Origin of the sequence: Rhodococcus sp. NPDC127593 (assembly GCF_042671975.1) — a bacterium.
Classification (GTDB): domain Bacteria; phylum Actinomycetota; class Actinomycetes; order Mycobacteriales; family Mycobacteriaceae; genus Rhodococcus_F.
This window is the reverse complement of sequence record NZ_JBHXWI010000070.1, coordinates 1-25,114: the sequence shown is the minus strand read 5'-3', so window position 1 is coordinate 25,114 and position 25,114 is coordinate 1. Positions and strand designations below refer to the sequence as shown.

The window sequence follows — 25,114 nt, the reverse complement described above, 5'->3', positions numbered from 1 at the left end:
ACTACTCCATTGGTGTTGCCAGCGACCGCGCTGATCGGTATCGGCTCCGATTCACAGGCTCTCACCGCCAAACTCGGCCTCGAAGCGTATGCCGCAGAAGGAGCAACCCAACAGGTCTGCATCGTCGTCACCCCGCCTGCACCCCTGCCGTTCGCGGCGTCGACGGAAGAAGACCTCGAAGACGCGAAGGCCCTCATCGCAGACGTTGTGCATTCCCTTCAGAGCGCAGTAACGAAATTCCGGGAACAAGGGATTGCCCACGGCAGCGTCGCCGTTCTGGTACCTGCCAAAGCAGTGTTGGGGGAGTCGAGGTCGGTACTACCGGGCTTGGTTGGGGGCGCGGTGCTTTCACTGTGCCGCACCATGGCCATCGAGCTGAAGAAGGACTCCGTCTCGCTGAACACGGTCCTACACGGTGATTTCTCCGTCGCCGAGTGCGCCGCGATCGCATCACTTCTCCACGTATTCCGGTCCAGCCCCGCGCTTACCGGTCAGGAAATCTACACCGCGGACGGACCCGATCTCGGAAGGATCAAACCGTGAGCATTCGAACAAACAAGATCGCTCTGGTCACCGGCGCCGGCAGCGGAATCGGAGCAGCCATTACAACCAGGCTCTCCGGAGAGGGCTACACGGTAGTCCTCACCGACCTCCCACACGTGATCGAGCAGCATTCGCACCAGACCCTGCCCGCGAACGTGCATCCACTTCCCCTGGACGTAGGCGATCGCAGTTCCCGCATCGAAGCCATCGAAACAGTGGCATTCGAGTACGGCCGCCTGGACGTCTTGGTCAACTGCGCAGGTCTGGGTAGAGATGCCCGCCTTACCAACATCACCGACGGTGATCTGGAGCTCACTCTGGATGTCAACCTCATCGGAGCGCTCTCGCTCGTTCGCCAGGCGCTTCCATTGATGGAAGCCGCCGGAGGGGGAGTTGTGATCAACATCGCATCACGGGCGTGGCTGGGGATTTTCGGCTCCGGCGCATACTCCGCCTCCAAGGGCGGATTGATCGGCGCAACGAGATCGTTGGCGCTCGAGGTCGGCGCCCTGGGAGTCACCGCGAATTGCATCGCACCGGGGTACGTCGAAACCCCACTGTCGGCGACACTTCCTGCGCAAGTACTCGAAAAGACCTTGCACTCGATCCCGGTAGGACGTGGAGGCGTCCCGGACGATATCGCTGCCGCCGTCAGATACCTGGTCTGCGAGGGCTCCTATGTCACCGGCCAGGTCCTGACCGTCTGCGGTGGTCGCTCCATCGGAGATCCCGTCTCGTTGTAGGAGTGTGGTGGTGCTCGTCGATCGCGAAGGATCGACGATACTACTTCGGCTCTACCGCGCCGCTTGGCAAATTTTCCCACCCTCGGGGGACCCACAACGCGACCGAGACAGTCGCGCAAAATGAACGGAAGTGTCGAAATGTCCAGTCCGCGCATCACGCACATCACCGGCGAGGACCAGGATCGTGACGCCCAGGCAGTCCGTTACGAATGGAGCACGATCAGCTTTCAACTGTTGAACCAAAGTGCCGCATCCTCAGCAGTTGATCGATGGGCTCAGGACGGGGACGACGGCGGAATCTACCTCGGCGCCTGGACGTCGGAAAATGGCAGACTCGGCCGAGTCTGGGTGCTGCGTCGATTCCGCGACAGTGCGGCCATGCTGGCCGCACGAGAACGAATCCGCCTCGACGGCCACCCTCTCGCCGCCATCGAGGCGATCGAGTCCGTCAGCGTGGAGTCGTTCGCACCCTTGCCGTTCATGCCTCTCGTGGAAACCGGGACGTTCGGACCTGCGTACGAGATCCGCGACTACAGGCTCATCCCCGGTGGGCTCACCGACACCATTGCGGGTTGGCGTAAGGCACTTCCGCTTCGCGATCCGGTTGATCCAATAACGGTGGTGATGTATGCCCTCGATGGTCCTGACCGGCTCCTTCACATCTGGCCGTTCAAGAGCCCGAACGAACGGCTCGCCGTCCGGCGAGAAGTGTACGAAGCAGGGATTTGGCCACCTCCGGGAGCTCCGGATGTAATTCGGGACGCGGATTCCACTATGGTCTGGCCGCTTCCGTCCTCACCTTTGCAGTGAAGGACCCGGCATCACCGCGGACAGATAGCGGTGAGCCGTCGTGCTCGAGTGTGCGCTAACCAACCGGCACCAGCCCGAAAACAGGGAATTCTACGGCAAAGGACTTCGCGGTTCCTACCCGAATTCGGGGCGAACGTGATCGGCACTTGGAGCTTCGTGGCGGGGCGACCGCTGCAGTCGAGGCCACAGTAGCGAAATGGCTTCGTCGAGGATCACGTCTCGAAATGGCCTCGAGTCCAGGCTTACGAAATGGAATAGGATGGGCAATGCATTCGCTCAATCGAGCTGCCGCTGTTGTTGGTGTCGGCGCGACGACATTCGGAAGGCTGTCAGGAAATTCGGCTGAACAGCTCGGAGCCTGGGCACTGGACAATGCGTTGTCAGACGCTGGCCTCACGGCTTCCGACGTCGACGGCCTCATCGCATGTCGAGTGGGCTATGAGGCGGTGGCGTCCATGATGGGCCTGCGCCCACGTTGGGTGGCGAGTCTACCTGCGGAGGGCAGAATGACCGGACCCGCAATACAGCAAGCCGTCACGGCCATCGCCGCAGGACAGTGCCACCGAGTCGCGCTGGTGTATGGCAACAACGGTGCCACCGCCAAATCCACCTACGGCGGCTTCGGGGAGGCCTACGGCGCCCCTACTGAGTTGACACTTCCCTACGGCATGACTTCGCCGGGAGCCTATTACGCGCTGATGCTGCAACGCCATCAGTACCTCTACGGTACGAGCGAGCGGCAATTGGCCGCTATTCCCATGACCTTTCGGAAGCACGCACAGCTCAACCCCGCAGCCGTGATGAGAGGTCCGCTCTCAATCGACGACTACATGACCTCGCGCTACATCGTCGAACCGATGCGACTGTTCGACTATTGCCTGATAAATGATGGGGGTGTGGCCATGATCCTGTCGGCGGTGGACCGCGCTCACGACCACCCGAAGCCCCCGGTCCACATCCTCGGGACGGCCCAGCTAGCCGAACTCGTGAATTCGGACTTCCCGCCCGAGGATTTCTGGCGCAATGCTGTCCGCGAGGTGAGTGAGACGGCGCTGGCACAGTCCGGGCGTGAACGCTCCGATGTGGACGCGTTGATGATCTACGACAATTTCAGTTGCAATGTTCTGTTCACTCTCGAGGGACTCGGATACTGTGCTCCAGGGGAATCCGGCGATTTCGTTCAGAACGGCCGACTCGAGCTCGGAGGCGCCCTGCCTACCAATACTTCTGGCGGCCACCTCTCGGAAAGTTACATGCAAGGGTGGGGTCTGAACATCGAGGCCGTCCGACAGCTTCGCGGCGATGGCGGCGACCGGCAGATCGAGGGGGCCGAAACGATTCAGTACGCCTGTGCATCACCAGTCGTTTCATCGGTGATCTATGGGAAGGATCTGTGATGCTCGAGCCGTACTTCGAAGGACTCGCCACAAACGAGTTGCGCACCACTCGATGCACAACATGCCGAGAGACACAATTCCCACCGCGAATGACGTGTCCGCACTGCTCCGCCCGGGACGCTGGCGAGTGGATAGCCGCATCCGGTCTCGGAAGGGTGTGGTCTTTTTGTACCTTCCGTAAGGCGTACCTCCCCCGACCCGCTCAGCAGCCGCCGTACGTTGTTGCCGTAGTCGAGCTTCATGAAGGCTCGAAACTCATCAGCAACATCATCGGTACAGAGAACGTTGAAGTGGGCATGCCGGTAAAGGCGGTGTTCGCAATCGAGCGCGGAGAACACAGGGTCGTTTTCGAATCTGTGCATTGAATTCAATGAGGCGGCCGAGGCTACGATTCTGCTGGCCTCGCCGTGCGGAAGTAGGTATGTGGCCTGGTCCGACGAGGTGTCATCCATTGCGATGCGCAGTGGCGGGTGGTGCGGGACGAGGCGAGCGAGGACGAACGGCGCCGTCGGCGCACCTTCCTCCTCTGCCGGACCGTCGTTGCGGCCCTCAGTGGCATCACCGTTGGGTGTCGCCGATGCTGGTGTTGCGGTATGCCGTGTTCACGTCCACGGTGAGCATTCGCGGTGGGATGTGCTGTGGTGCTGGTGCTCTACGCCGGCAGTACGGTGCTGGCGTAGGGGTGCGCACTGGTTGGTGTGTGGTGGGTATTGGCCGCGGCGGGTGATGATCGGCGCGCGGCGACCGTGCGGATGCTCGCGGTGTTGCTCCAGGTCGGTGCGCCGACGGCCACCGTCGCGGGTGTGCGCGCCGCCTGCGCTGTTCGGGTACTCTTCCGTCCCCGCGACGTTCGTGTGCGTCATCACGGTGGTGGCCGCCGTTCTGACGGCAACTGCTGCGCTGGCCCGCGTACTGACCCGGGCCCCGGATGAGGGCGTCGGCACCCGGTTCATGTTCGACGTCATGGTCGCGAATGTTTACCTACGCCAGGCAGTCATCGATTGATCTCTTCCACACGATCGAAAAGGCGGCGGGAGCCATGCTCGACGGGAAGATCTCACCGACGCAGCAGCCTGACGGCATGGTCGAATGGGGGACTCGCCTCCGCACGACGATCCTGGCTGTCTGCTCGTCGATCCATCATCACCAGGATCAGAGTTACATCGAGGTCAAGCGTAAGTTCGGGAGGGATTCGCCGGAGCACTGCAAGGTGAAGGCTGTGTTCGCCGAAATCTACGACGACTGCTTCGGCTATCGGTACCTGTTCAGGCTGCGCAACACGAAGGTGCATTACACGATGCTGGCCGCCGCCATGAGGGGGAATCACCGATGCATGAAGGTACGAAGGTCGCCTTCATCGACATGCAGATGGACCGCTCTGCGTTGCGGGACACAAAGGACCCCCTGAACGCGACGCTCAAGGAGGAACTCAGGAACCTCCCTGGTTGATCCCAGCATCCACGAAATGGTCGGCGAGACCGTTCCGCGCCTGGCCGAGACGAATCGAGAGTTACTCGCAATCCTCTATCCTGAAATTGACGACTTGTGCGCAATTATAAGGGAATTCGACGCGTTGTTCGACGGCCGCACAGGGGCTCGAGCTGCCATCCATCAGCAGTCCCCTGAGTTACGCCCGCCTGTAACGACCGGGCTTACCTCCTCGGCTGACAACGTAATCGCCCATGCTCGCAGGCGAAAGGAGGCGGTTGATCGTTGGATTCCTAGCGCAGAGCAGGCTGCGTAGTGGGAACTCTAGCCTGCGACGTGACAACAATTGTCTCTATTGGGATTCAGTAGTCGAGAGGGCAACGAGGACATCCGATTCTGAGCTCGGCGGGACGGTAAGGAGGAGGGCGATACGTCGTCCTTGTAGAAAGCAACCGCGCTTACCGGGGGATTGTGCGGTCCGATCCAAACGAGATGGACGGCGAGTCAGCGTGATGGACGAACAACCAAGCAGCGCGGCAACAGGATGACGCGTGCGGCTAATATGATCGGTATACAGTTTGGGCCGTTGTGCATCTGCGCCTATGAGCCGAATGGTCCGGGAGGCGGCTCGACGGGATAGGCCGCGACGTCCATGATCACCGAGCCTTCGCACGGGCCGCTGTCGATATCGGTACGCCAGGAACCGGTCAGAGTCCCGTCTGGTTGCGGTGTGTAGTACGCAACCGAGTGCGCCGGTGCCCACACCTTCGGCACGCCCTCGCCTTGATAGCAGTCCCACTCCCAGTCGTAGGTGTGTACCCAGCTGGTCCCGTCCCAGGTGTACTGCGGCGGTAGCGGCAGAGTCGGGTTGGCTGGCGTGGGCCCATCGGTGACGGTTGCCACGCAGGCGTCGTCCGTGCAACTCGTCTCGAATCGGTACGTATCGGCGAAGTCGGGCTCCCACTGCCGCGCGGCCAAACTCGTGCCGTCCTTCGTCGCGGCGAAGCGCTTCAGCGAGTATTCGCCCGCCCAGGACGGCTGCGTCGGTGCCGCCCCCGCGGGTATGGCCCCGACAACTGTCCCGGACGCGATCAACGCGACTACCAGCAGTGACTTGCGCATGACGAGATTGAATCACACGTGTCGGCGGTGTACGGGGTGTATGGACCCGCCGAGGGGCAAGTCAACTGACACCTCGGACGCGCAGAAAGCGCCGGCCGGCGCCGGCGGTGGTGGAGGATTGGACGGTGGCGGGGCCCAGGCGGCGAAACCCGGTTCGGTGGGCGAGGGATGCGGTGCAGCACTCGCCGCCCCGGTCCGTCCTCATTCGGGGTAGCGGGCCGGGGCGCATGAGCGCCGAAAGGCACCGCCTTGCCCGCACCGATGCACATGCTCCAGTTTGGGTTCGTCTTCGCCGTGGCGAACTTGCCATCGAACCGTGCCACGCTGACTGCCATGAGGTCTGTGACCTGCCTGACCGGTTTCAGGGAGGTCGGGCTTGGTTGCCCGCGACGAATTGCTTCTGGGCTTTCGCGTACACGGGCACCGGGATCTGCTCGTGTTCGCTGTGCCACGACGGCGAGGGTCATGCTCGTGATCTCCGTCGCGAGCGTCGCCGTACTGTTCGTCGCCTCGCGGAGGGTCGTCGCCGGTGGAATGCCGGTGACACCACAGCCTTCGACGACAGCATTGTCCCGCACTGCAGGTGGGATTGGTGGAAGTGTTCACCAGGGTGTGTGTTGATCAAGTGCTCGATGCCCGCGGAGTCGCGGCCGCGGTGAGCGCGGTGGTGGAGACGGAGACGGCCTGTTCCGCCCGTTGGGGGTGGGCGAGCGAGTCTTGTGCGCGCCGGCCCGTGTCGGCGAGGATGGGTCCGGTCCCTGACGTGCGGAGAAGGAGTCGGCGCGATGACGAAGTACCTGATCTCGTTCCCTAGTGGTGCCATGGTCTTTCCCGACGAGGATCTGCAGGCAGTGTCGGATGCGTCGCACGCGGTGGTGGAGGAGGCGAAGGACGCCGGCGTCTGGGTGTTCGGCGGTGGAATCGACGAGAGCGTTCCGCCTGTCCTGGTCGATGGGGACGGCACGGTGACCGAGGGCACGTATCCGCAGACGAAGCAGCTCGAAGGCGGCTACACGGTACTGGAGTTGCCCTCCCGCGAGGCGGCACTGGAATGGGCTGCGAAGATCGCGGTTGCCTGCCGGTGCGCGCAGGAGGTGCGCGCGTTCCAGTACGATCCCGCCAGCTGACGGGGTTCGACCTCCCGGGGAATCGCATTCGGCTTCGGCCAGATCCCTTTCTCGCCCAACGCCATCCACAGGTGGCAAGACCGGCACCCGCCGCCACGTGCACCGCGACCGGCTCGCTCGCTCGGGCGCTGGATGCGGGAGTTGCCGATTGACGGCCGCATACCGTGGCGGCGGAAGTGGGCGCACCGCCGCTAGCGGTGCGCACTCCTCCGGTGGGTCAGGAAGGGAGCTTGGCCGCGTCGGCGCGGTGCGTGGTGCTGAAGCGGCGTTGGTAGACCGTAGGCGATATCGCCAGCTCCCGCGCGAACACACGTCGTAGGCTCTCGTAGCTGGGGAATCCGGCGAGTGATGCTGCCTGTGTTGCATTGTGGCCCTGGTCAAGCAGCGCTTTCGCCATGTCGAACCGGATCCGCTCGACATACCGGGCCGGTGTGGTGGACAGCTCGGTTCGAAAGAGCCGCGTGAGGTGTCGAGGGCTCACGTTGAGGTGCCTGGCGAGTTCGGTGAGGGAGTGGTTCCCGGCGGGGTCCGCCGTCACCAGATCCACGATTCTGCGGAGCACCGGAGCTCGTGGTGGTGGGCCCTGCAGTGGGGCAGAGAACTGCGATTGCCCGCCCGCACGCTGCAGGTAAACCACCAGGCGTCGGGCGACGTCGCGTGTCAGATCGGGGCCGTGGTCGTCTTCGACCAGTGCCAGCGCCAGGTCGATTCCGGCGCTCACGCCCGCGGACGTGTACGTGGTGCCGTCGCGAACATAGATCGCATCGGGCTCGACGACGGTGCCCGGGTGCCGGGCCGCGAGTTCGCGTGCGACTTTCCAGTGTGTGGTCGCGCGTCTGCCCTCCAAGAGGCCGGCAGCTCCGAGGATGAATGCTCCGGTGCAGATTGACCCGATCCGACCGGCTCGTTGCGCGAGGATCTGTGTTGCCTCGACCAGATCACGGGTGACGGCGGTTCGCGGGTAGATGTCGCCACCAGCCACCAGGAAGGTGTCGGGCGCCGGCTCCGATTGTGCGTTGCCGTCAACGGAGATTCGTATCCCGATCGACGTTGCAACATCGGCACCGTTCGGCGACAACAACACGATCTTGTAGTCGGCACCGAACCGGTTCGCCTCCGCGAACACCTCAGCGGGGCCCGCGACATCGAGCAGCTTGACCCCGTCATAGGCAAGGATCGCGACCCGATGCGCGTGCGGGGTCGGACGCGCACTCACCGCAAGTCCAGATCTGAGTGGTTCATGGCCGGACCAAGGCGGCGCTGGAGGCGGGATGGTCGGCACCATAGAGGGGCGGACCACCCGTACGTTTCCACGACACCGACAACCGAGAGGGCAGGTTCCATGACCGAGATCATCGCAGGAGTAGTGATCCCCCAGACGCCAGCGGCAGCCGAAGCCACGCGCCTGGTCCAGAAGACGACGAGCCCCCTCATCTTCCATCACTCGAGGCGCGTTTTCATCTTCAGCATGCTCCGGGCTCACGAGCTCGGCCTGCAGCCAGACCCTGAGCTGCTCTATCTCTCTGCTCTTTTCCATGACACGGGCCTGCTCAGGCCCTACTCGGATGTCGAGCAGCGGTTCGAGCTCGATGGGGCCGATCACGCTCGCAAGTTCCTGCTCGATCGCGGTTTCTCCGATGCCGCCGCTGAGGTGGTTTGGACGGCGATCGCGCTGCACACCACGCCTGGGATTCCGGGCCGGATGGGCGACGAAGTCGCAGCCACTCACTTTGGTGTCCTCACTGATGTAGTCGGGCTGGGTCTGGACGGACTGGACCCGGATCAGGTGGAGGCGATCACCGCTGCCCATCCGCGAGGCGACTTCAAGACCGAGTTCCTGCAGGCCTTCGTCGACGGACTCAGCCACCGGCCGGACACTACGTACGGCACCGTTAATGCCGACGTACTGGAGCACTTCGTTCCCGGCTTCCGCAGCATGAGCATGGTCGAGCGCATCATGGGGTCTGCCTGGCCCAAGTGACACACCGCGACACGCCGCGTGTTGAAAGGAAGTGCGTCGGCGCGATCCGAGCTGCCACAGGTCGTGCAGAAGTGGAGGAGAATCACGTCGCTTGCAAAGTGCACGGACGCGGGGACTGAGTATCGACAACGGCTCCGGCCGGCCAGGGGGTCGCGGGGTTGATGACTCCCCACATCTTCGTGCAATCTCGTTAGAGCGAATCAATCTCACGACTGCTCGACCACCACTCAGAAAGGGCACCATGACCAGCGTGAATCTCGGCAAACAGCACCCAACCGTCTATCAGAGCCTGATGAAGTTGGATGCGGAAGTAAAGGCAGCCCTGGAAACGGCGGGAGTGGACCCGCTTCTCGTGGAGTTGGTGAAGATTCGCGTCTCGCAACTCAACGGCTGCGCCTTCTGTCTCCGCATGCACACCCGCGACGCCCTCGCCAAGGGAGAGACGACGGATCGACTTGCGGTCGTCGCAGCGTGGTGGGAAGCGCAGTACTTCAGCGACCAGGAGCGCGCAGCGCTCGCTCTCGCCGAACAGGTCACCGCGCTCGCTGTTCCGGAACGGCGGACCTGGGATGACGGCTCCCTCACCGAAGAACAGGTGTCCGCGATCAGCTGGCTCGCGACGGTGATGAACGCCTGGAATCGAGTTGCCGTCACCAGCCATTACCCGGTGGCGCCGTAGCCCGAGCCGATGCCGGGCACGTGATGATAATGATGCGGCGGCGATGGCCCGCGGACGCGTGCTCACGTCGGCAGCACGTCACAGACAGCTCGAGAATCTGCGTGCGGCCGCCCGCGTGTGGTGGCGATGAGGCCTCTGCGCGGGTTCGGTTGACGACCAAGATGTCACCGGCCCGTAGCGAAGAGGCCGGAGCCGGCCGGCTTTTGTGCAGTTCGTTCGCTGCTAGGTCCGCTCGACGGCGAGACCGGGCCACAGTGTCGCCGAGACCTTTTCGGCTAGGCCTTCGCGGTCGCCGTCGCCGCGGAGGAAGGCAGCGTAGTAGCTGCCGAAGCACATGGTGGCCACGGTATGGGCATCGATGTCGTCTCGCACTTCGCCACGGCTTTGCAGATCGTGCAGCACACCTTCGACCAAATTCACCCGTGGCTCCACTGCGTGTTCGCGCACAATCTCGAGCAGCTCCGGGGTTCGGAAGGTCTCGCCCATGAAGTTCCCCATGAGGATCATCGCGTCTGGATTGAAGTAGCAGGGATCGACCCGGCGGATCGCCTCGGTGAAGGCTTCGAACGGGCGCAATTTCGTGAGTTCCAGGTTCGGGTAAGTCGCGCGTTGTGCGCGGAAGCCGAAGTCGAGGGCGTCGACGACGAGTTCGAACTTTCCTGGCCACCGCCGGTAGAGGGTGGGGCGGGTGACGCCTGCATCTGCCGCTATATCACCCAATGTCATCTTGGAGTACCCGTCGACGACCAGCCGTCGACGAGTCGCCTGGATGATGGCGTCGTCGAGGGTTGGGTCACGGGGTCGGCCTCCGCGGGCGCCGGTTTCGGCTTCTGCAACCTTGTGCGGGTCTGTTCTGGCTGCCTTCTCGGTCATGGCCACCCCGATCGCCCTTGATTTGGTTACAATGATCGATTGTAACCTATAGGGGTTTGTGCTCCGTAAATGCTATCCCTCGATCTTCCGTATTCACACTCGCGACCGTTTCCGACGCGCTCCAGGCTCGGCAGATTCTCGCCCGTGGGGCAGCAGCGCGGTGCCGAAGCCGATGCCTGCCAGGGCGATCACCACCCCACCGTAGATCCTCGCGGTATCGATCAGTCCGATGCGTCCGACGAAGTACCCGGCGATCAGCGCGGGGACGCTATTGGCGAGGTACGCGATCATGTAGATGCTCGAGAGGAGTCCGGCGCGTTCGTGTGGCTGGGCGAGGGGCATGACAGTGTGAATGGTGCCTTGAAACCCTGCGCCGAATCCCACGCCGGCAACCGCTGTTCCTGCGAGAAGCATTACGGATGAGGTAGTTTCGGCACCTGCGAGAGTGGTTGCTACGCCGGCGGCGAGCGCGGCCGCGCCGACCGAGAGGATTTGGTGAGGCGCTGCAGCGCGCAGCAGGAAGACCGCGACAGCACCGGTGCCGGTGAGGGTGGCCACCGTGATCGCCCCTGTCAATGAGGAGTGGACACCGAGCGTGGTGCGGGCGAGCGATGGTCCCAGCGAGAGGTAGAAGCCACCCAACGCCCATACTGCGATCAGGCAGGGGCCGGCGCGTAGCAGCATGTGGAGAGCACCGGCGGGGACCGCAAGCGTGGGGCGAACTGATGCCAGGGCTCCGGGCCGGCGTACCGCAGTTTCCGGTATGGCGCAGACTCCGACGATCTCGAGAGCGAACAAGGCGACGAACACGAGGAAGACCGTGCTGGTGGGCCGGGGTAGGTGCTCGCTGATGAGGCTGGATCCGATTGCCCCCAGAGCGAGGCCCATCGGTGCGGCGATGCTGTTGACGGTCGCGCCACGGCCGGGGGTGCGCTCGAGGTCGATCAGTGCGGCGCCGAGCACGCTGATCGCGGCACCGGTTGCGAAGCCTTGTACGACACGGGCCACGAGGAGTAGTCCGATCCCGTCTGCGGACGCGAAGGCAATCATCGATGCCGCTTCGAAGGCCAGTGCGGTAAGGAGTACTGGCCGGCGGCCGATGTAGTCGGACAATGAACCTGTGGTGAGCAACGCAAGCAGCAAGCTGGCAGCGTAGATGCCGAATACCAGCGTCGACTCCAGGGGCGTGAATCCCCATTGTGACTGATAGAGCTCGTAGAGCGGGGTCGGGGCGGCGGAGGCTCCGATCAAAGTGACAACGTCGACGGCGAGCAATGTGAAGGCGGCGGTGCGACGAAGTCCGCCGTGTCGAGGCGGCAGTTTCAACACAATCGTCATGCAGGGACTCCCGAGATCAAGGTTCGTAGATTTACTTACGTTACACATATTGACTGTAACGCAACTGCGTCTTAGTGTGGCTGTAGCCATAGATAGTGGTGTGAGTCTCATCCAGGAGTGCGTCATGAATCCCAGTCAGGCCCTGATCGATCGCAGCATCCCGTTTCTCGACGAGGTCAAGAACCGGACCGCCGGCGGCGAGTTGGAGGGGTGGCTCAACACCACGTACGGACCAGGGACGGAGCTGTACGACGATCTGGCTCGAATGGTCACCGAAGGCGTCGACGACGGTTGGGCGGCCAATGTCGAGCTCGACGGACCGAAATATCGGCGCAGCCGGATCGCCTCACCAAGTGAGCAGCTCAACTACTTCAGCATCACCGCGGTCTACATGAACAGCGTTTCCCGGTATCGCGGCCAGTACCACCAGCATCCGTACGGCGAACTCAACCTCGTGGTTCCCCTGGATCCCGGCGCCGAGTTGGCCGGCCCGCGCGGATGGTGCGCCGCAGGCTGGACGGCACCCGGACCGGGAAGTCACCACTACCCCGAGGTGAGAGGTGGCGCACTGATCGCTCTGTTCTATCTGCCGGCCGGACGGATCTCCTACGACATCACTCCCGCCGCGACCGTCTGATTCAGGAAAGGGGGCGCATTCTCCATGAACGATGTGACCACCACCGCCCCGCTGGAGTCCCGAGCCGTACCCGGTGCGAAGGACGCCGCGACCGTCGAGCAAGCGTTACTGAGCAGGCGAAGCGTGCGCGCCTTCGTGTCGACGCCGGTACCGCGCCGCGATGTCGAGCGACTACTCGAATTGGCGGCCCGGTCCGCCAGCAACTCCAACAGCCAACCGTGGCAGGTCCATGTAGTGACCGGCGCGGTAAAATCGCGCCTGACATCGGCACTTCTCGCTGCCCACGACTCCGAGGGGCGGGTCGGCACTCGCGAGTACAACTACCAGCCCAAGCCGGATGAATGGGTGGAACCCTTTCGTGCTCGTCGACGTAAGTTCGGTGAGGGACTGTACGGCAACACCTTAGGCATCGCAGCGACCGATTCAGCGGCCCGGCTGGCCCACCATCGGCGCAACTACGACTTCTTCGGCGCCCCCGTCGGCATCATTCTGACGGTCAGCCGGCACCCGCTCGATGGTGCGCTGGTGGACGCCGGCCTGTTCCTCCAAGCGCTGATGCTCGCCGCCCGCGGCGCCGGACTCGACACATGCCCTCAGGCATCCTTCATCGACTTCTACCCGGTTCTGCGTCGACACCTCGACATCCCTGACGATCAGCTGATCGTCTGTGGACTCGCATTGGGTTACGCGGACCGCGAGCACCGGCTGAGCCGGTACAGCACCCCCCGCGAAACCGTCGCCTCCTTCGCCACCTTCTACGGTGACCCCCGGTAGGCACTCATTCATCGGCGTGACGACGTGCGCCCCGCCCGCCCGCTCCGGATTCGAGTCCGGAGCGGGCGGGCGGGCCGGTTCGTGTAGTGCCCTACTCCGGTAGCACTGTCGATCGCTCCACCGCGCTGACGCCTCGTGAAACTGAATATGTCAGCGGGGTGGACAACGGATGGCCTTCCACAGATACGGCTTGGGCCCCCACGGGATACGTGGGGGCCCAAGCCATTTGCCGGGCGGACTTTTAAGCCACCGTCTCGATCTTCGCAGGGCGATAGAACAGGAGTAGTTGGCCTACGCCGCCGAGGATTCCCAGCCCGGCCGCAACGGCGAGGCCGGCCCACCCCTCGGCCGGGTTGCCGCCGAACACCACCTGGTCGATGCTGATCCGTCCGGCACCGAGCATGGCAACGCACACCGCCGCTACGGCAATGACGAAGGTGTACTCCCAACCCGAGGTCATCACATAGAATCCCTTCGTGCGGTGCACCGTCCACGCTGCCACCAGCATCAGTGCCACGAATGCTGCCGCGGCGAGGGATGTGAAGATTCCAACCGCGAGAGCAATGCCGGCGACGATCTCGGTCCCGGCGGCCACCCGAGCATGAAGGAAGCCAGGGCGCATGCCGAGGCCCTCAAACCATTTGGCATTACCGGTAAGTCGGGCCCCGAGAAATATCTTGTGATAGCCGTGGGCGGCCATCGTCACGCCGAGGCAGGCACGCAACAGCAGCACGGCGAAATCGAACGAGCTCATCGCTGTGGCCTCCCGGCGACGGCCCGGGCGCAGGGGCCCTCATCTCTGTCGACCATCAGTGCCGGCCCGAGACGATTTCTGACGTGTGTCGCCGGTGGCGCATCTTTCGTGCTCAATGGTTTCTCCTTGACGATGTTGTGAGGTAGACCGCGGTCTCGCGGTGCCCAATGATCGACGTCGCTCCCACCAATCCGACGGCGAGCGTGTGCGCCCCTCGCTCGAGGGCGGGCGAATGTGCCCGACGATTGCGAGACCCCGGCGAGCGAAGCTTACGTTTCTATTCGATTACGGTCAATCGTCGTAACGTAATTGAAGGGCTCAAGGGTTGGGTTCGACGGCTGTTCCATTACAGCTGTTGACTGTAATGGAAAGCGCATCTACGGTTTCATCACCGACGTCGATGCCCCTCTGCTTCTTCCAGAAGGCGCGGCGCGACGACGGTCGCACGACCGACATCAACTCAACGCGCACCTGACCGAAAGTGAAATTGCAATGGCCTCTGAACTTTCGAGTTCGCACGTACCCGTAGCCGGTGTACGAGTCGGTGAACTCATCGACGGGCGGCCCGTGGGCCGCTTCCGTTACCTGCTCCTCGCTCTTGCCGGTGCGGTCATGTTTCTTGATGGCTTCGACACTCAGGCAATCAGCTTTGCGGCCCCGGCCATCGGGCGGGAGTGGGGACTTTCCGTTTCCGCCCTCGGTCCTATCTTCTCCGCGGCCATCGTCGGATTGATGGTTGGCTACCTATGCCTTGCGCCCCTCGCCCAACGATTCGGGCATCGACGCACGGTGCTTGTTTGTACAGCGATGTTCGGGATCTTGACCCTGCTGTGTGCGCTCGCAGAATCATCGATTCAACTGATCGCACTGCGATTCCTCACCGGAGCGGGGTTGGGCGCGGCCATTCCCAGTCTCGTTGCTCTGACCAGCGAATTTGCACCGGCACGGCGACGCTCTTCGTTCGTGATGTTCATATACTGCTGGTATGCATTCGGATTCGTCGCAGCCGGTGTCGTTTCCGGGATCGTGATTCCGACATGGGGATGGCGCGCGATGTTCGTCGTCGGAGGCTCGGTGCCCTTGGTGCTGCTGGTGTTCTTGCTGCGCTACTTGCCGGAATCTCCCCGGTACCTACTCCTGCGCGGTGCCCACAATCGCGTGCATGCCATCCTGCGCCGCCTCGACCCGGGCCTGCCCATCGATGCCATCGTCCTGGCGGACGCATCAGACTCCGCCCAGCCTGCCGCGCCCGCCAACGGCAAGGTGTCGGTGGTGCTCGACCTCGTACGGGGCCGCTGGTTCCTCAATACCCTCCTACTCTGGCTTGCCTTCGTCGCGAACCTGGCAGCGTTCTATGCCATCCAGAGCTGGCTGCCGACAATCGTTGGCTCCCTGGGCGAATCGTCACGCGTGGTCATCGCATCCACGGTTCTCACCACTGTCGGTGGCATTGTCGCGGCGATCTTCATCGGCCCTGCCATGGACAGAACCAGTCCGTTTCGCACGCTCGGTGTGGTTTATCTCGTTGGTGCCGGATTTGTAGCCCTACTCGGATGGGTGATCGGGGGAGGCAGCACTTGGCTACTCCTAGGAGCGGCTTTCCTGACCGGAACGTGTGTGACCGGTGGTCAGATGAGCGTGATCGCGTTGGCGACAGTGCTCTATCCGACAAGCATGCGCTCGACTGGTGTGGGATGGGCGCTCGGGATGGGGAGGCTCGGTGGTATTGCCGGACCCGTGATCGTCGGTGCGGCGCTGGGCGCCGGTGTAGCGCCCCGCGAAGTCTTCTTCGCGATAGCGATGATCCTCATCGGCGCCAGCATCTGCGTGCTGGCGCTCGAACGGCGCGTGCGATCCCAGCGCCGCACCGCGAGCTGATCGAAATGCCTGAGATGAGATGACGTCTCGATGTCCACGGCCATCGAGACCAGGACCGGCAACCTGCCGCACGAGCTGACAACTTTGTCTGACGTTGCCGGGAGGTGACCGAGGCCAAGCAACTGCTGTCGGTCGCGCGCCTGGTAACCTTGGACCGGCACCGGTGGGGTAGGAGAGTCCGTCTCGCACTCCGAGTTGCCGCGGTGTCCGCAACGCTCGGACTCTCCATCGAGTCAACCGCAGATCCCGAGGCTCAAGTCGTCGAGTACTTCGCGACCAGGTCTGTACTGCTCGTCCCCGACTGTTGCGAGCAGCTTGTCGCACCGACCGCCGCGATCTGGGCCCCTGCTGAGACACCGTCCAGCAATACGAATCTTGACAACAAGCAGGCAGGCCTTGGGTGGCACCGGGGCTGGTACGCACAGCCCGCACTGCAAGCAAACTCGCCTGGATCGGTCGCGCACAAGTCGACTGGATCCTCGGCTCGAGGCCGAACGATCGAGCCTGCAGGCCGTGTCGGCACGAAGTCGGGAACTGGCCTCTCAAATCTGTTCAATACGAACGATATTGGGAGTGCGCTGGAACAGAACATGCCAACCATGAACAAGGAGATTTCATGTCCTCTCATTCCCAGGAACGCCTCACAGTCCTCCTCGTGCACGGTGCATGGCATGGCGCATGGTGTTGGCAGGCCGTCAAGGAAGAATTGATCAGAAACGGATTGGAGGTCGAAACCGTCGACCTCCCCAGCGCCAACCCTCGAGGGGGACAACGAGGAGGACTTCACGATGACGCGCGTGTTGTGCGGTCCGCTCTCGATTCGATAGACGGGAACGTCATCGCGGTAGCACATTCCTACGGCGGCCTCCCACTGAGCGAAGGGGCGGCGGGCGCCCCCAATGTTGCACACCTCATCTATCTGACAGCGTTCCAGCTCGATATCGGCGAATCTCTGTGGAGCGCCCTTGGGGGGCAACCAACATCATGGTTGCAGATACGAGACGATGTCACGATGCCAACAGACACGCGAGAGATATTCTTTGCTGATATCAATGACGTCATTGCAGATGCTGCGACAGCAAAACTTTCGCCACAAAGCCTGTCCTCCTTCAAAGAATCGCAAACTGCCGCAGCGTGGAAATCGACCCCAAGCACTTACATCATTTGCGAGAACGACAATGCGATTCCGGTTCCGGCGCAGGAGGCCATGTCCGCACGGGCAGGACATTCCATACGCCTCGCCTCCAGCCACTCACCCTTCCTTTCGCGACCCAACGATATTGCGCAAATAATCACAGACCACGCAAACTCGACGTCAGCAGGATTCACTTCCTCTGCACCCCAAATACTCACCACAGCGATAAACGGCGATTGATCTGCGACCCACCGCGGAGGGAAAAGCCTCGATGGCAACGAGTGCCGCCGCGCAACCACTCGCCAACGGGGTTGCGCCGTCCGATGTACGACGGATGATCCGCACGCCCCGCGGTCTGGCTTCATCGAATTCGCCTGCAGGTGGCCGCCATCCGGGGGGCGCTACCGAGGGAGAAGATCCTTGTGAACTTCGGAATGACGAAGACCGGGTTCCGGTACCGACTGGGTGCGGTGATGTTCGGCGCGCGGATGACGAGGTGGATGGTGCGCGGCGCGGCCACGGACCAACGGCGTCGCGCGGCACGCAGGACGCGCTGGCCGGGATCTGATACGCGGGCGGCCACTGGATAGGAGATCCAGATCGCCCTCATCCGCGCAACTCGCTGCAAGACTACAAGAATGACCACGTCGCACACCTCGGACCGTCCGCAGCCACAGGAATCGAAACCTACTCGGCTCGACACCGAGACCATCTACCAGGCTGTCGGAGGCCAAGGTGGTACTGACGATCCCTGGGTAGTCCTCGGCAACACGCCTAACGTGGAGCTATGGAACTTGGACTGCACATCGCCGACTTCACCTTTCCGGACGGACCGTCGACCCTCGCGCACGACTTGTCTCGCATTGCCGTCACCGCCGAGGACGTGGGTTTCGCCAAGATCAGCGTCATGGATCATCTCTGGCAGATCGAACCGGTGGGACCGATCGACACCGAGATGCTCGAGGCCTACACCACTCTCGGCTACCTCGCTGCCGTCACGAAGAAGGTGGACTTGCTGGCCTGGGTCACCGCTACCGTCTACCGCGAGCCAGGCCTTCTTGCCAAGGCCGTGACCACACTCGACGTCCTGTCCAAGGGTCGTGCCTACCTGGGAATCGGCGCCGCCTGGAACGAGGACGAGAGTGTGGGACTCGGGCTCCACTTCCCGCCCACGGCCGAACGCTTCGAACGACTGGAGGAAACACTGCAGATCTGCCTGCAGATGTGGAGCGAGAACGACGGACCGTTCGAGGGAACGCACTACCAGCTCGGCCGCACGATGAACGTGCCGCAGCCGCTACGCCACCCACACCCGCCAATTCTGATCGGCGGTGGGGGTGAGAAGAAGACGCTTCGGCTGGTCGCGCAGTACGCGCAGGCCTGCAATCTGTTCGGTGGACCCGAGGTCGCGCACAAGCTGGAGGTGTTGAAGGGCCACTGCGACGCTCTCGGAACCGACTACGACGCCATCGAGAAGACCGTGATGTTCCCGCTCGACCCGGGTGCGGGCGGACAGAACGTGGACAGCCTTCTGGGTCAGCTCGAGGACTTGTCGAAGCTGGAAATCACCCACGTTCACGGATGGGTGCCGGAAGTCGCGTCGATCACGCCCCTCGAGATCTTGGGCGAGCGCGTCGTTCCGGTAATCGCGGACTGGTGATCCGACCGCTCGGTCATTGACCGGATCGCCGGGTCCGGTCATCCGCGGTTGTGCCGCCAGATCTCGGTGGAGAACATGGTGGCGAAGGTGCACCACACCGGGTAGGGAGCAGCGCCGCGGCCACCGTCCGATCGACCGCCGCCCTGCGCCGCGCCAGATTCGCGCTGCTGACTGCCATCAGGCCGGCGACGATCGGTGCCGCGGCGAGCGGGTGGACGCGGACGAACACCCAACTCCAGCTCTCATTGACTACCGGATTCACCCCAGGGCGCGGAGGTACTCGCGTTTGGCGGTCTCGGTGAGCCGGTCGGCGGTGACCGCCGAACACACGGCAATGGCCGGTGTAGTGGGCGGTCCCGACGATCGGGAACACCACCGGCGAAGGTTGGATAGTGCCTTCGTTGCCTGACTGTCATCGCGCGCTGCTCTCCGGGCGCCTCGACGTAGATGTTCTCGTTCGTTCTGGGCCTGGTGGTCACCGCGTCCACAACTCGAAATGCTTCGGCGACGCCGATGGTGCACGGATACTGGTCGTAGGAGGCGCGCAGCCTGGTCCACCGCAGGTAGACGGCGACGGGGCAGGTGCGGAGATTCCCGCGCCACGCAACGCCTCGGTGAACGCGATCGATGTGGGCTGACCACCGGAGTGTTCGAGTGGTGAACAACGAGTCGCAGTGAAGCGGAGATCGGAGTACCGCGCTTGAATATGGTCCTGGTGATGTCGCACGTAACCTGGTACTCGCCGCGATACGGATAGCCGCACGCGGAGCCCTTCGAAAGCGGACCGAACTGACGCGGGAGAACAACCATGAGCGCCGATAAACAGCCGACCATCATCTACACGCTGACCGACGAGGCGCCGTTGCTCGCGACCTACGCCTTCCTGCCGATCGTGCGCACCTTTGCCGGTGCCGCGGGCATCGAAATCGAGTCGAGCGACATCTCGGTACCGACGCGGATCCTGGCCGAGTTCCCCGACCGGCTCACCGAAGAGCAGCGCGTCCCGGACAACCTTGCCGAGCTGGGTCGTCTGACGCAACTGCCCGAGACCAACATCATCAAACTGCCCAACATCAGTGCGTCTGTGCCGCAACTCCTGGCCGCCATCAGGGAACTGCAGGGCAAGGGCTACCAGGTCCCGGACTTTCCGGACGACCCCAAGACCGACGAGGAACGGGACATCCGGCAGCGGTACGGCAAGGTCCTCGGCAGTGCGGTCAACCCGGTCCTGCGTGAGGGCAACTCCGACCGCCGCGCACCCAGGGCGGTGAAGGAGTACGTCCGCAAGCACCCGCACAGCATGGGTGAGTGGTCGATGGCCTCGCGCAGCCACGTCGCGCACATGCGGCACGGCGACTTCTACCACGGCGAGAAGTCGATGACGCTGGACCGGCAGCGCAAGGTCCGGATGGAGTTGGTGACCAAAGGCGGCGAGACGATCGTTCTCAAGCCCGGGTTGGACCTGGGCGAGGGCGACATCATGGACAGCATGTTCATGAGCAAGAAGGCCTTACTCGATTTCTACGAGGAGCAGATGGAGGATGCGCGCAAGACGGGCGTGATGTTCTCCCTCCACGTCAAGGCGACGATGATGAAGGTCTCACACCCCATTGTCTTCGGCCACGCGGTGAAGACCTTCTACAAGGACGCGTTCGCCAAACATCAGAAGCTGTTCGACGAACTGGGCGTCAACGTCAATAACGGCCTCGCTGACCTCTACGACAAGATCGAGACGCTGCCCAGCACGCAGCGAGAGGAGATCATTCAGGACCTGCACGACTGCCATGAGCACCGTCCCGAGTTGGCCATGGTCGACTCCGCCCGCGGCATCTCGAACTTCCATTCGCCAAGTGACGTTATCGTGGACGCCTCGATGCCCGCGATGATCCGCTTGGGCGGTAAAATGTACGGCGCCGACGGGCGGCCCAAGGACGCGAAGGCGGTGATGCCGGAGTCCACTTTCGCGCGCATCTACCAGGAGATCATCAACTTCTGTAAGACCAACGGCGCGTTCGACCCGACGACCATGGGCACCGTCCCCAACGTCGGGCTCATGGCACAGAAGGCCGAGGAGTACGGCTCGCACGACAAGACCTTCGAGATTCCGGAGGAGGGCGACGCCAACTTCGTGGATGACGAAACCGGTGAGGTGCTTCTCACCCAGCACGTCGAGGCGGGCGACATCTGGCGCATGTGCACCGTCAAGGACGCGCCGATCCGCGACTGGGTCAAGCTCGCGGTCACCCGGGCGCGCAACTCCGGGATGCCGGTCCTGTTTTGGCTCGACCCGTACCGCCCGCACGAAAACGAGCTGATCAAGAAGGTCGACCTGTACCTGCAGGATCATGACACCGAGGGCCTCGACATCCATATCATGTCGCAGGTGCGCTCGATGCGGTACACGCTGGAGCGGCTGATCCGGGGGATGGACACCATCGCGGCGACCGGCAACATCCTGCGCGACTACCTCACCGACCTGTTCCCGATCCTGGAACTCGGCACGAGCGCCAAGATGCTGTCGATCGTGCCGCTGATGGCCGGCGGCGGCATGTACGAAACGGGCGCCGGCGGGTCGGCGCCCAAGCACGTCAAGCAGTTGGTGGAGGAGAACCACCTGCGCTGGGATTCGCTCGGGGAGTTCCTCGCGTTGGCTGTCAGTCTGGAGGACCTCGGCATCAAGACCGACAACGAGCGCGCCAAGATCCTGGCCAAGACGCTCGATGCGGCGACCGGCACGCTGCTGGACGAGAACAAGAGCCCGTCGCGCAAGACCGGCGAGCTCGACAACCGGGGCAGCCAGTTCTACCTCGCGATGTATTGGGCGCAGGAACTCGCCGCGCAGACCGAGGACGAGGAACTGGCGGAACGCTTCGCTTCGCTTGCCGAGGCGTTGACCAAGAACGAGGACACCATCGTGCGGGAGCTTATCGAGGTGCAGGGCGCGCAGGTTGACATCGGCGGCTACTACAAGCCGGACGGCGAGAAGGCCGTCGCCGTGATGCGGCCGAGCAAAACTTTGAACACCACGCTGGCTGCCGCGCAACGCTGAGCAGGAACCATCGAACCCCCGGTTAGGTCCTGGGGTCGGACTTGCATCAAAATTATTCCCGGACAATGTAGTTCAACGGTGTGGGTCGCCGGTGATGACGAGCGCATCGTCATCACCGGCCTCCCCTGCCGGGAACAACGGCCGCACACCTGCAGTGATACCTGGCGTGCGTCCGCTCAACCGGACCGGACCATGGGCGGTAACCATCGCCGGCACGTGAACTGTGCACGGGGCGAACGGTTCGATGAAGCGCAGGGCCCCAGCGGCCCCTGTGGGTCAGGTCCGCCCCTCCACGGACGGTGTGACCGCCAAGTCGTCGAGCAGCCCCAAAAATGCCCGGGCACAGGGGAGGTCGGCGGTGGCCCCCGCCACGGTGGTCCAGTCGACCTGATCGCGCAATGCGCGGGCGACCGGCAGCATCGGTACGAAATCACACCGATGAGAACCGAGATGACGGAGTTTGTCGATCATCAGATCGGTTCCGCTGAGGACCGGTGCCCAGATCTGCCCGATCCGCATCGTCTCGGCCCGCTCGAGGAGTCCCTCCCCGGTCCCGGTGGTACAGGCCGGATACAGCAGGGTGACCCGGAGATCACCGCCGACGAGCTGCCGTGATCCGAGCCGGGAGGACGCGATGGACCGCATCCCACCCGCAGCCAACGCGGTCCTTGCACCGGTCAGCTGTTTGTCCGGGGCGATGATGGTCACCTGGTGCTCGGCCGGCGGTCCGCCGCGGGCGTACACGGCGCAGTCCCCGCCGACCGCGAACGGCACGTCGGCGGTCGAGAGGATGTTCACCGCCCGCCCCAGCGTCCGCATCAGCTGGGCTTCGCGGGCCGCGACTATCCGAACGGTGGGGTAATCCTCCGCCCGCGGGGAACAGTGGCGCGACAGGTACTCGGTGGTCATGACCGGTGGATACCCGGCGTTGCGGACCTCAACCGTGCGATGGGTGATCTCGTTCCACGGAGTGCGCGGCCACGGGCGCGAGGGACCTTCGTGAGGGCGCGGCGAGTACTGGTCTGCCAGCTTGTCTCTGCAAGCGTGGAACGCACCGGCACCCCAACGGAGTAGTGAGCATCGGCGGCAGCGGGTGGATAGGGCTGCGGCCGCCTCGAGGGACACACCGTGCACGGCAACGTCGTCCCCCGAGCGGGTGAGGAGCCAGGCACCTCGAGGTGGGGTTGGTACTCCTGAGTGGTCTGGTTGCCTGGTGTGGATGTGTCGAGGATTGCGGTATCGGCAAATCTTCCCGGCAACGAGGTAGGCGAAATGTACGACAACGGCGATGACCGCGAGCCCAATTCTGGCGGAGAGGAACGCGCCGCGGCCCAGGCTGCGGCGGATGCGTCGAAAATGCGCGCTGCTGTTGCCGTTTTCCTCGGCGTCTCGGCATGCATAGGACTGCTGTGGCCCCTGGCGTGGGGACCGGCATCGAAGGTGCGTGGGCTCGCCGCGGTCGTCGGCGAGTCGTCGGTGCTTGCTGCGGTCGCCGTGGGGCTGTCGGTCGTCGCGTTGGGTGCGGGGCTTCTGTGGTCGCGAAGTGCCCGCGAGGAACTCCCCGAGGTTCCGGTGCAGTATGGGCCTGTCCCCGGTCTCGGGCCTGCGCAGACCGAATACGTGGTGAGGAAGCGGATCGGCGACAGCGCGTCGACGGCGACACTGCTCCACCTGGCCGAGCGGTCGGTGGTCCGGCTGACCTTTGTCGAGGACGACCTCTGGCAGATCGAGGGAATCGGCAACCCGGAGCGGTGGAAGCAGATCGACCCCATATCCCGGACGCTGGCCGGTGCCCTCGGAGTCCGGACGCCGGGAGCGGTATTCGTCGCCGACGGCTCGGTGAAATCCGGTTACGCTCTGAAAGAGGGCATGCACGCGATGTCCGATGCCTGCCGGTCGTGGGCGGCGCAGGACGGTCTGCTCGCGATCTCCGTCAGAACGTGGATCGGACGGACGATGGCGTGCCTGTGCACGGTACTCGCCGTGCTCGGGTTCCTCGGCGTGCTCGGTCCCACGATCCTCGGTGTTCCCTTCGCCGTGTTCGTCATCGGCTCTCTCGGTGTGTTCGCGGCCGGAACGAGTCTTCGGCACACGCCGAGGGGACGGCAAATATGGGCGCGAGTTGCCGGTTTCGAACGGGTGCTGTCGGGTCGGTCGGCCGTGATCGGGTCCGCCGCGGTCGGTGAGTGCTTCCTCGCCGCCGTCCCCTACGCCTTCACCTTCGGTGTCGCGGACCGGTGGGCGGCGAGGTATCGCCGCGCGACCAGACGGGTTGCCCCCCAACCGGACTGGTACCCGGCGACCACGTTATACGACGACGCCGTGGGTTTGTACGCGGAGGTCGGATTCAACAACCTCGACGCCACGTTAAGTAACGCCCTCTATCGGCTCGAGGCGGCCGGGAGCCGGCCGGATGCCGGTGGAGCCGACAACGTCGGAGCGGTGGGCGGTTTCTGAGTGGGAACGCCCGGAGCGCCTGCGACCCGACGCCGGCCGGTCCCGCGACCGGCGTCGGGTCGCCTCTGATGGCGGCGCTGAGCTCGAGCGATCGCCTGTCTCACCGTGGCGGCGCGGGAATGAGTCTGCGGATCGTCGACCGTCCACGGCCGGGCCGACCGCACATGCAGATGGGCACCGCGTGACACGGAGTCGTGCAAGCGCGCCCGTGACGCTGCCGCCCGGGCAGCGCAGCTTCAGCGGTGTCCCCGCCGTGGATCTGATCGACACCGTGCTCCGCATCGGCGGTGCGGCTGTCCTCCTCCGCGACTGCCACGGGAGGCCAGGGTGCTGTGGTGTCGGCGCCATGCCACTTTCTCTGCGCCTTGAATGGCGCTCGCCGGTACAGCATTCGGCACCCGAGTAGCGGCCGGTCTTTGTTTGTGAACTCAGGACCTTCCGGCACCTGTCGGCGCAGCGGCGGGTCGCGTTTTCGCGCACATCCGGCGGTGCGCGTGGTGGTCGGCGTGCGCGCTGCACACATCGTGGCTGCGCTCGCAGCGGGGAGGTAGGCCCCGACCTGGGCTGGTCCGGTGCGGGTGCCGCGCACCCGGACGTTGGGCATTCTCCTCGCCTGCCCCGAGCACGGGAGCGTCCTGATGCGATGAAAGGGGCGGGGCCTCCCGCTCCTCGTGGTTCCCGGCGAATGCTGGGGGTGTCACATCCACACGTGTCGGAGGAGGCCCCTAT

25 protein-coding genes are annotated in these 25,114 nt (G+C 63.8%); 17 read left to right on the top strand and 8 right to left on the bottom strand.

The features are described from left to right. Positions 1 to 12: 12 nt before the first annotated feature. The 7 genes from ACFVJ3_RS41590 (at position 13) to ACFVJ3_RS41560 (ending at position 4,901) form a co-directional block, all read left to right on the top strand. The gene (locus tag ACFVJ3_RS41590) at positions 13 to 543 is read left to right on the top strand and encodes a hypothetical protein (protein WP_378457617.1); all 531 of its coding nucleotides are present in this window, start codon (positions 13 to 15) and stop codon (positions 541 to 543) included. After that, the gene (locus tag ACFVJ3_RS41585) at positions 540 to 1,286 is read left to right on the top strand and encodes an SDR family NAD(P)-dependent oxidoreductase (protein ID WP_378457616.1); all 747 of its coding nucleotides are present in this window, start codon (positions 540 to 542) and stop codon (positions 1,284 to 1,286) included. Before ACFVJ3_RS41590 ends, ACFVJ3_RS41585 begins: the two co-directional genes overlap by 4 nt. A gap of 138 nt (positions 1,287 to 1,424) precedes the next feature. Continuing rightward, on the top strand, positions 1,425 to 2,096 hold the full coding sequence (locus ACFVJ3_RS41580) for an NIPSNAP family protein (protein ID WP_378457615.1): 672 nt from the start codon (positions 1,425 to 1,427) through the stop codon (positions 2,094 to 2,096). A 266-nt stretch (positions 2,097 to 2,362) separates the two neighbouring features. Next, the gene (locus tag ACFVJ3_RS41575; RefSeq protein ID WP_378457614.1) at positions 2,363 to 3,493 is read left to right on the top strand and encodes a thiolase family protein; all 1,131 of its coding nucleotides are present in this window, start codon (positions 2,363 to 2,365) and stop codon (positions 3,491 to 3,493) included. Beyond that, a complete protein-coding gene (locus tag ACFVJ3_RS41570; protein ID WP_378457613.1) occupies positions 3,493 to 3,858 on the top strand; it encodes a Zn-ribbon domain-containing OB-fold protein in 366 nt (121 codons plus the stop codon). The genes ACFVJ3_RS41575 and ACFVJ3_RS41570 overlap by 1 nt, the downstream gene beginning before the upstream one ends. Positions 3,859 to 4,294: 436 nt before the next feature. After that, entirely contained in the window at positions 4,295 to 4,498 is a 204-nt protein-coding gene (locus ACFVJ3_RS41565) for a hypothetical protein (protein WP_378457612.1), read from the top strand. Next, positions 4,467 to 4,901, top strand: a complete 435-nt coding sequence (locus ACFVJ3_RS41560) for a hypothetical protein (RefSeq protein WP_378457611.1) — start codon at positions 4,467 to 4,469, stop codon at positions 4,899 to 4,901. Before ACFVJ3_RS41565 ends, ACFVJ3_RS41560 begins: the two co-directional genes overlap by 32 nt. Positions 4,902 to 5,521: 620 nt before the next feature. Here the strand turns inward: ACFVJ3_RS41560 and ACFVJ3_RS41555 are convergent. After that, on the bottom strand, positions 5,522 to 6,043 hold the full coding sequence (locus ACFVJ3_RS41555) for a hypothetical protein (RefSeq protein WP_378457610.1): 522 nt from the start codon (positions 6,041 to 6,043) through the stop codon (positions 5,522 to 5,524). 785 nt (positions 6,044 to 6,828) lie between these two features. Between ACFVJ3_RS41555 and ACFVJ3_RS41550 the strand changes: the two genes are divergently transcribed. Next, complete coding sequence (locus ACFVJ3_RS41550) at positions 6,829 to 7,170, top strand: YciI family protein (RefSeq protein WP_378457609.1); 342 nt, start codon at positions 6,829 to 6,831, stop codon at positions 7,168 to 7,170. Positions 7,171 to 7,387: 217 nt separating this feature from the next. On the opposite strand, the gene ACFVJ3_RS41545 is transcribed toward ACFVJ3_RS41550, so the two are convergent. After that, positions 7,388 to 8,452 carry a GlxA family transcriptional regulator gene (locus ACFVJ3_RS41545; protein WP_378457636.1) on the bottom strand — a complete coding sequence of 355 codons (1,065 nt, stop codon included), beginning with the start codon at positions 8,450 to 8,452 and terminating at the stop codon, positions 7,388 to 7,390. A 60-nt stretch (positions 8,453 to 8,512) separates the two neighbouring features. Between ACFVJ3_RS41545 and ACFVJ3_RS41540 the strand changes: the two genes are divergently transcribed. After that, a complete protein-coding gene (locus ACFVJ3_RS41540) occupies positions 8,513 to 9,151 on the top strand; it encodes an HD domain-containing protein (protein ID WP_378457608.1) in 639 nt (212 codons plus the stop codon). Positions 9,152 to 9,392: 241 nt separating this feature from the next. Further along, positions 9,393 to 9,830: a carboxymuconolactone decarboxylase family protein gene (locus ACFVJ3_RS41535; RefSeq protein WP_378457607.1), complete on the top strand. Its 438-nt coding sequence runs from the start codon at positions 9,393 to 9,395 to the stop codon at positions 9,828 to 9,830. 222 nt (positions 9,831 to 10,052) lie between these two features. Here the strand turns inward: ACFVJ3_RS41535 and ACFVJ3_RS41530 are convergent, their stop codons facing one another. Together ACFVJ3_RS41530 and ACFVJ3_RS41525 are read right to left on the bottom strand one after the other, a co-directional pair. Beyond that, the gene (locus tag ACFVJ3_RS41530; RefSeq protein ID WP_378457606.1) at positions 10,053 to 10,703 is read right to left on the bottom strand and encodes a TetR/AcrR family transcriptional regulator; all 651 of its coding nucleotides are present in this window, start codon (positions 10,701 to 10,703) and stop codon (positions 10,053 to 10,055) included. 93 nt (positions 10,704 to 10,796) lie between these two features. Further along, positions 10,797 to 12,041, bottom strand: coding sequence for an MFS transporter (locus ACFVJ3_RS41525; protein WP_378457605.1), 1,245 nt, complete (start codon positions 12,039 to 12,041; stop codon positions 10,797 to 10,799). Positions 12,042 to 12,165: 124 nt separating this feature from the next. On the opposite strand from ACFVJ3_RS41525, the gene ACFVJ3_RS41520 reads away from it, so the two are divergent. Together ACFVJ3_RS41520 and ACFVJ3_RS41515 are read left to right on the top strand one after the other, a co-directional pair. Beyond that, positions 12,166 to 12,678 carry a DUF4863 family protein gene (locus ACFVJ3_RS41520; RefSeq protein WP_378457604.1) on the top strand — a complete coding sequence of 171 codons (513 nt, stop codon included), beginning with the start codon at positions 12,166 to 12,168 and terminating at the stop codon, positions 12,676 to 12,678. A gap of 24 nt (positions 12,679 to 12,702) precedes the next feature. Beyond that, complete coding sequence (locus ACFVJ3_RS41515) at positions 12,703 to 13,452, top strand: nitroreductase (protein ID WP_378457603.1); 750 nt, start codon at positions 12,703 to 12,705, stop codon at positions 13,450 to 13,452. Between the two features lie 241 nt (positions 13,453 to 13,693). On the opposite strand, the gene ACFVJ3_RS41510 is transcribed toward ACFVJ3_RS41515, so the two are convergent. Further along, positions 13,694 to 14,206, bottom strand: coding sequence for a DoxX family protein (locus ACFVJ3_RS41510; protein ID WP_378457602.1), 513 nt, complete (start codon positions 14,204 to 14,206; stop codon positions 13,694 to 13,696). Positions 14,207 to 14,515: 309 nt separating this feature from the next. Between ACFVJ3_RS41510 and ACFVJ3_RS41505 the strand changes: the two genes are divergently transcribed. Beyond that, entirely contained in the window at positions 14,516 to 16,084 is a 1,569-nt protein-coding gene (locus tag ACFVJ3_RS41505; RefSeq protein ID WP_378457601.1) for an MFS transporter, read from the top strand. A 616-nt stretch (positions 16,085 to 16,700) separates the two neighbouring features. Beyond that, positions 16,701 to 17,459 carry an alpha/beta hydrolase gene (locus ACFVJ3_RS41500; RefSeq protein ID WP_378457600.1) on the top strand — a complete coding sequence of 253 codons (759 nt, stop codon included), beginning with the start codon at positions 16,701 to 16,703 and terminating at the stop codon, positions 17,457 to 17,459. A gap of 121 nt (positions 17,460 to 17,580) precedes the next feature. Here ACFVJ3_RS41500 and ACFVJ3_RS41495 read toward each other — a convergent pair whose 3' ends face one another. Further along, positions 17,581 to 17,865 carry a hypothetical protein gene (locus ACFVJ3_RS41495; RefSeq protein ID WP_378457599.1) on the bottom strand — a complete coding sequence of 95 codons (285 nt, stop codon included), beginning with the start codon at positions 17,863 to 17,865 and terminating at the stop codon, positions 17,581 to 17,583. A 141-nt stretch (positions 17,866 to 18,006) separates the two neighbouring features. Between ACFVJ3_RS41495 and ACFVJ3_RS41490 the strand changes: the two genes are divergently transcribed. After that, positions 18,007 to 18,879, top strand: a complete 873-nt coding sequence (locus tag ACFVJ3_RS41490; protein WP_378457598.1) for an LLM class F420-dependent oxidoreductase — start codon at positions 18,007 to 18,009, stop codon at positions 18,877 to 18,879. 13 nt (positions 18,880 to 18,892) lie between these two features. Here ACFVJ3_RS41490 and ACFVJ3_RS41485 read toward each other — a convergent pair whose 3' ends face one another. Continuing rightward, positions 18,893 to 19,270: a tryptophan-rich sensory protein gene (locus tag ACFVJ3_RS41485; RefSeq protein WP_378457635.1), complete on the bottom strand. Its 378-nt coding sequence runs from the start codon at positions 19,268 to 19,270 to the stop codon at positions 18,893 to 18,895. 417 nt (positions 19,271 to 19,687) lie between these two features. On the opposite strand from ACFVJ3_RS41485, the gene ACFVJ3_RS41480 reads away from it, so the two are divergent. Beyond that, positions 19,688 to 21,928 carry an NADP-dependent isocitrate dehydrogenase gene (locus tag ACFVJ3_RS41480; protein WP_378457597.1) on the top strand — a complete coding sequence of 747 codons (2,241 nt, stop codon included), beginning with the start codon at positions 19,688 to 19,690 and terminating at the stop codon, positions 21,926 to 21,928. Between the two features lie 276 nt (positions 21,929 to 22,204). Here ACFVJ3_RS41480 and ACFVJ3_RS41475 read toward each other — a convergent pair whose 3' ends face one another. Next, positions 22,205 to 22,837, bottom strand: coding sequence for a hypothetical protein (locus ACFVJ3_RS41475; RefSeq protein ID WP_378457596.1), 633 nt, complete (start codon positions 22,835 to 22,837; stop codon positions 22,205 to 22,207). 363 nt (positions 22,838 to 23,200) lie between these two features. On the opposite strand from ACFVJ3_RS41475, the gene ACFVJ3_RS41470 reads away from it, so the two are divergent. Continuing rightward, a complete protein-coding gene (locus ACFVJ3_RS41470) occupies positions 23,201 to 24,385 on the top strand; it encodes a DUF2207 family protein (protein WP_378457595.1) in 1,185 nt (394 codons plus the stop codon). Positions 24,386 to 25,114: the final 729 nt, after the last annotated feature.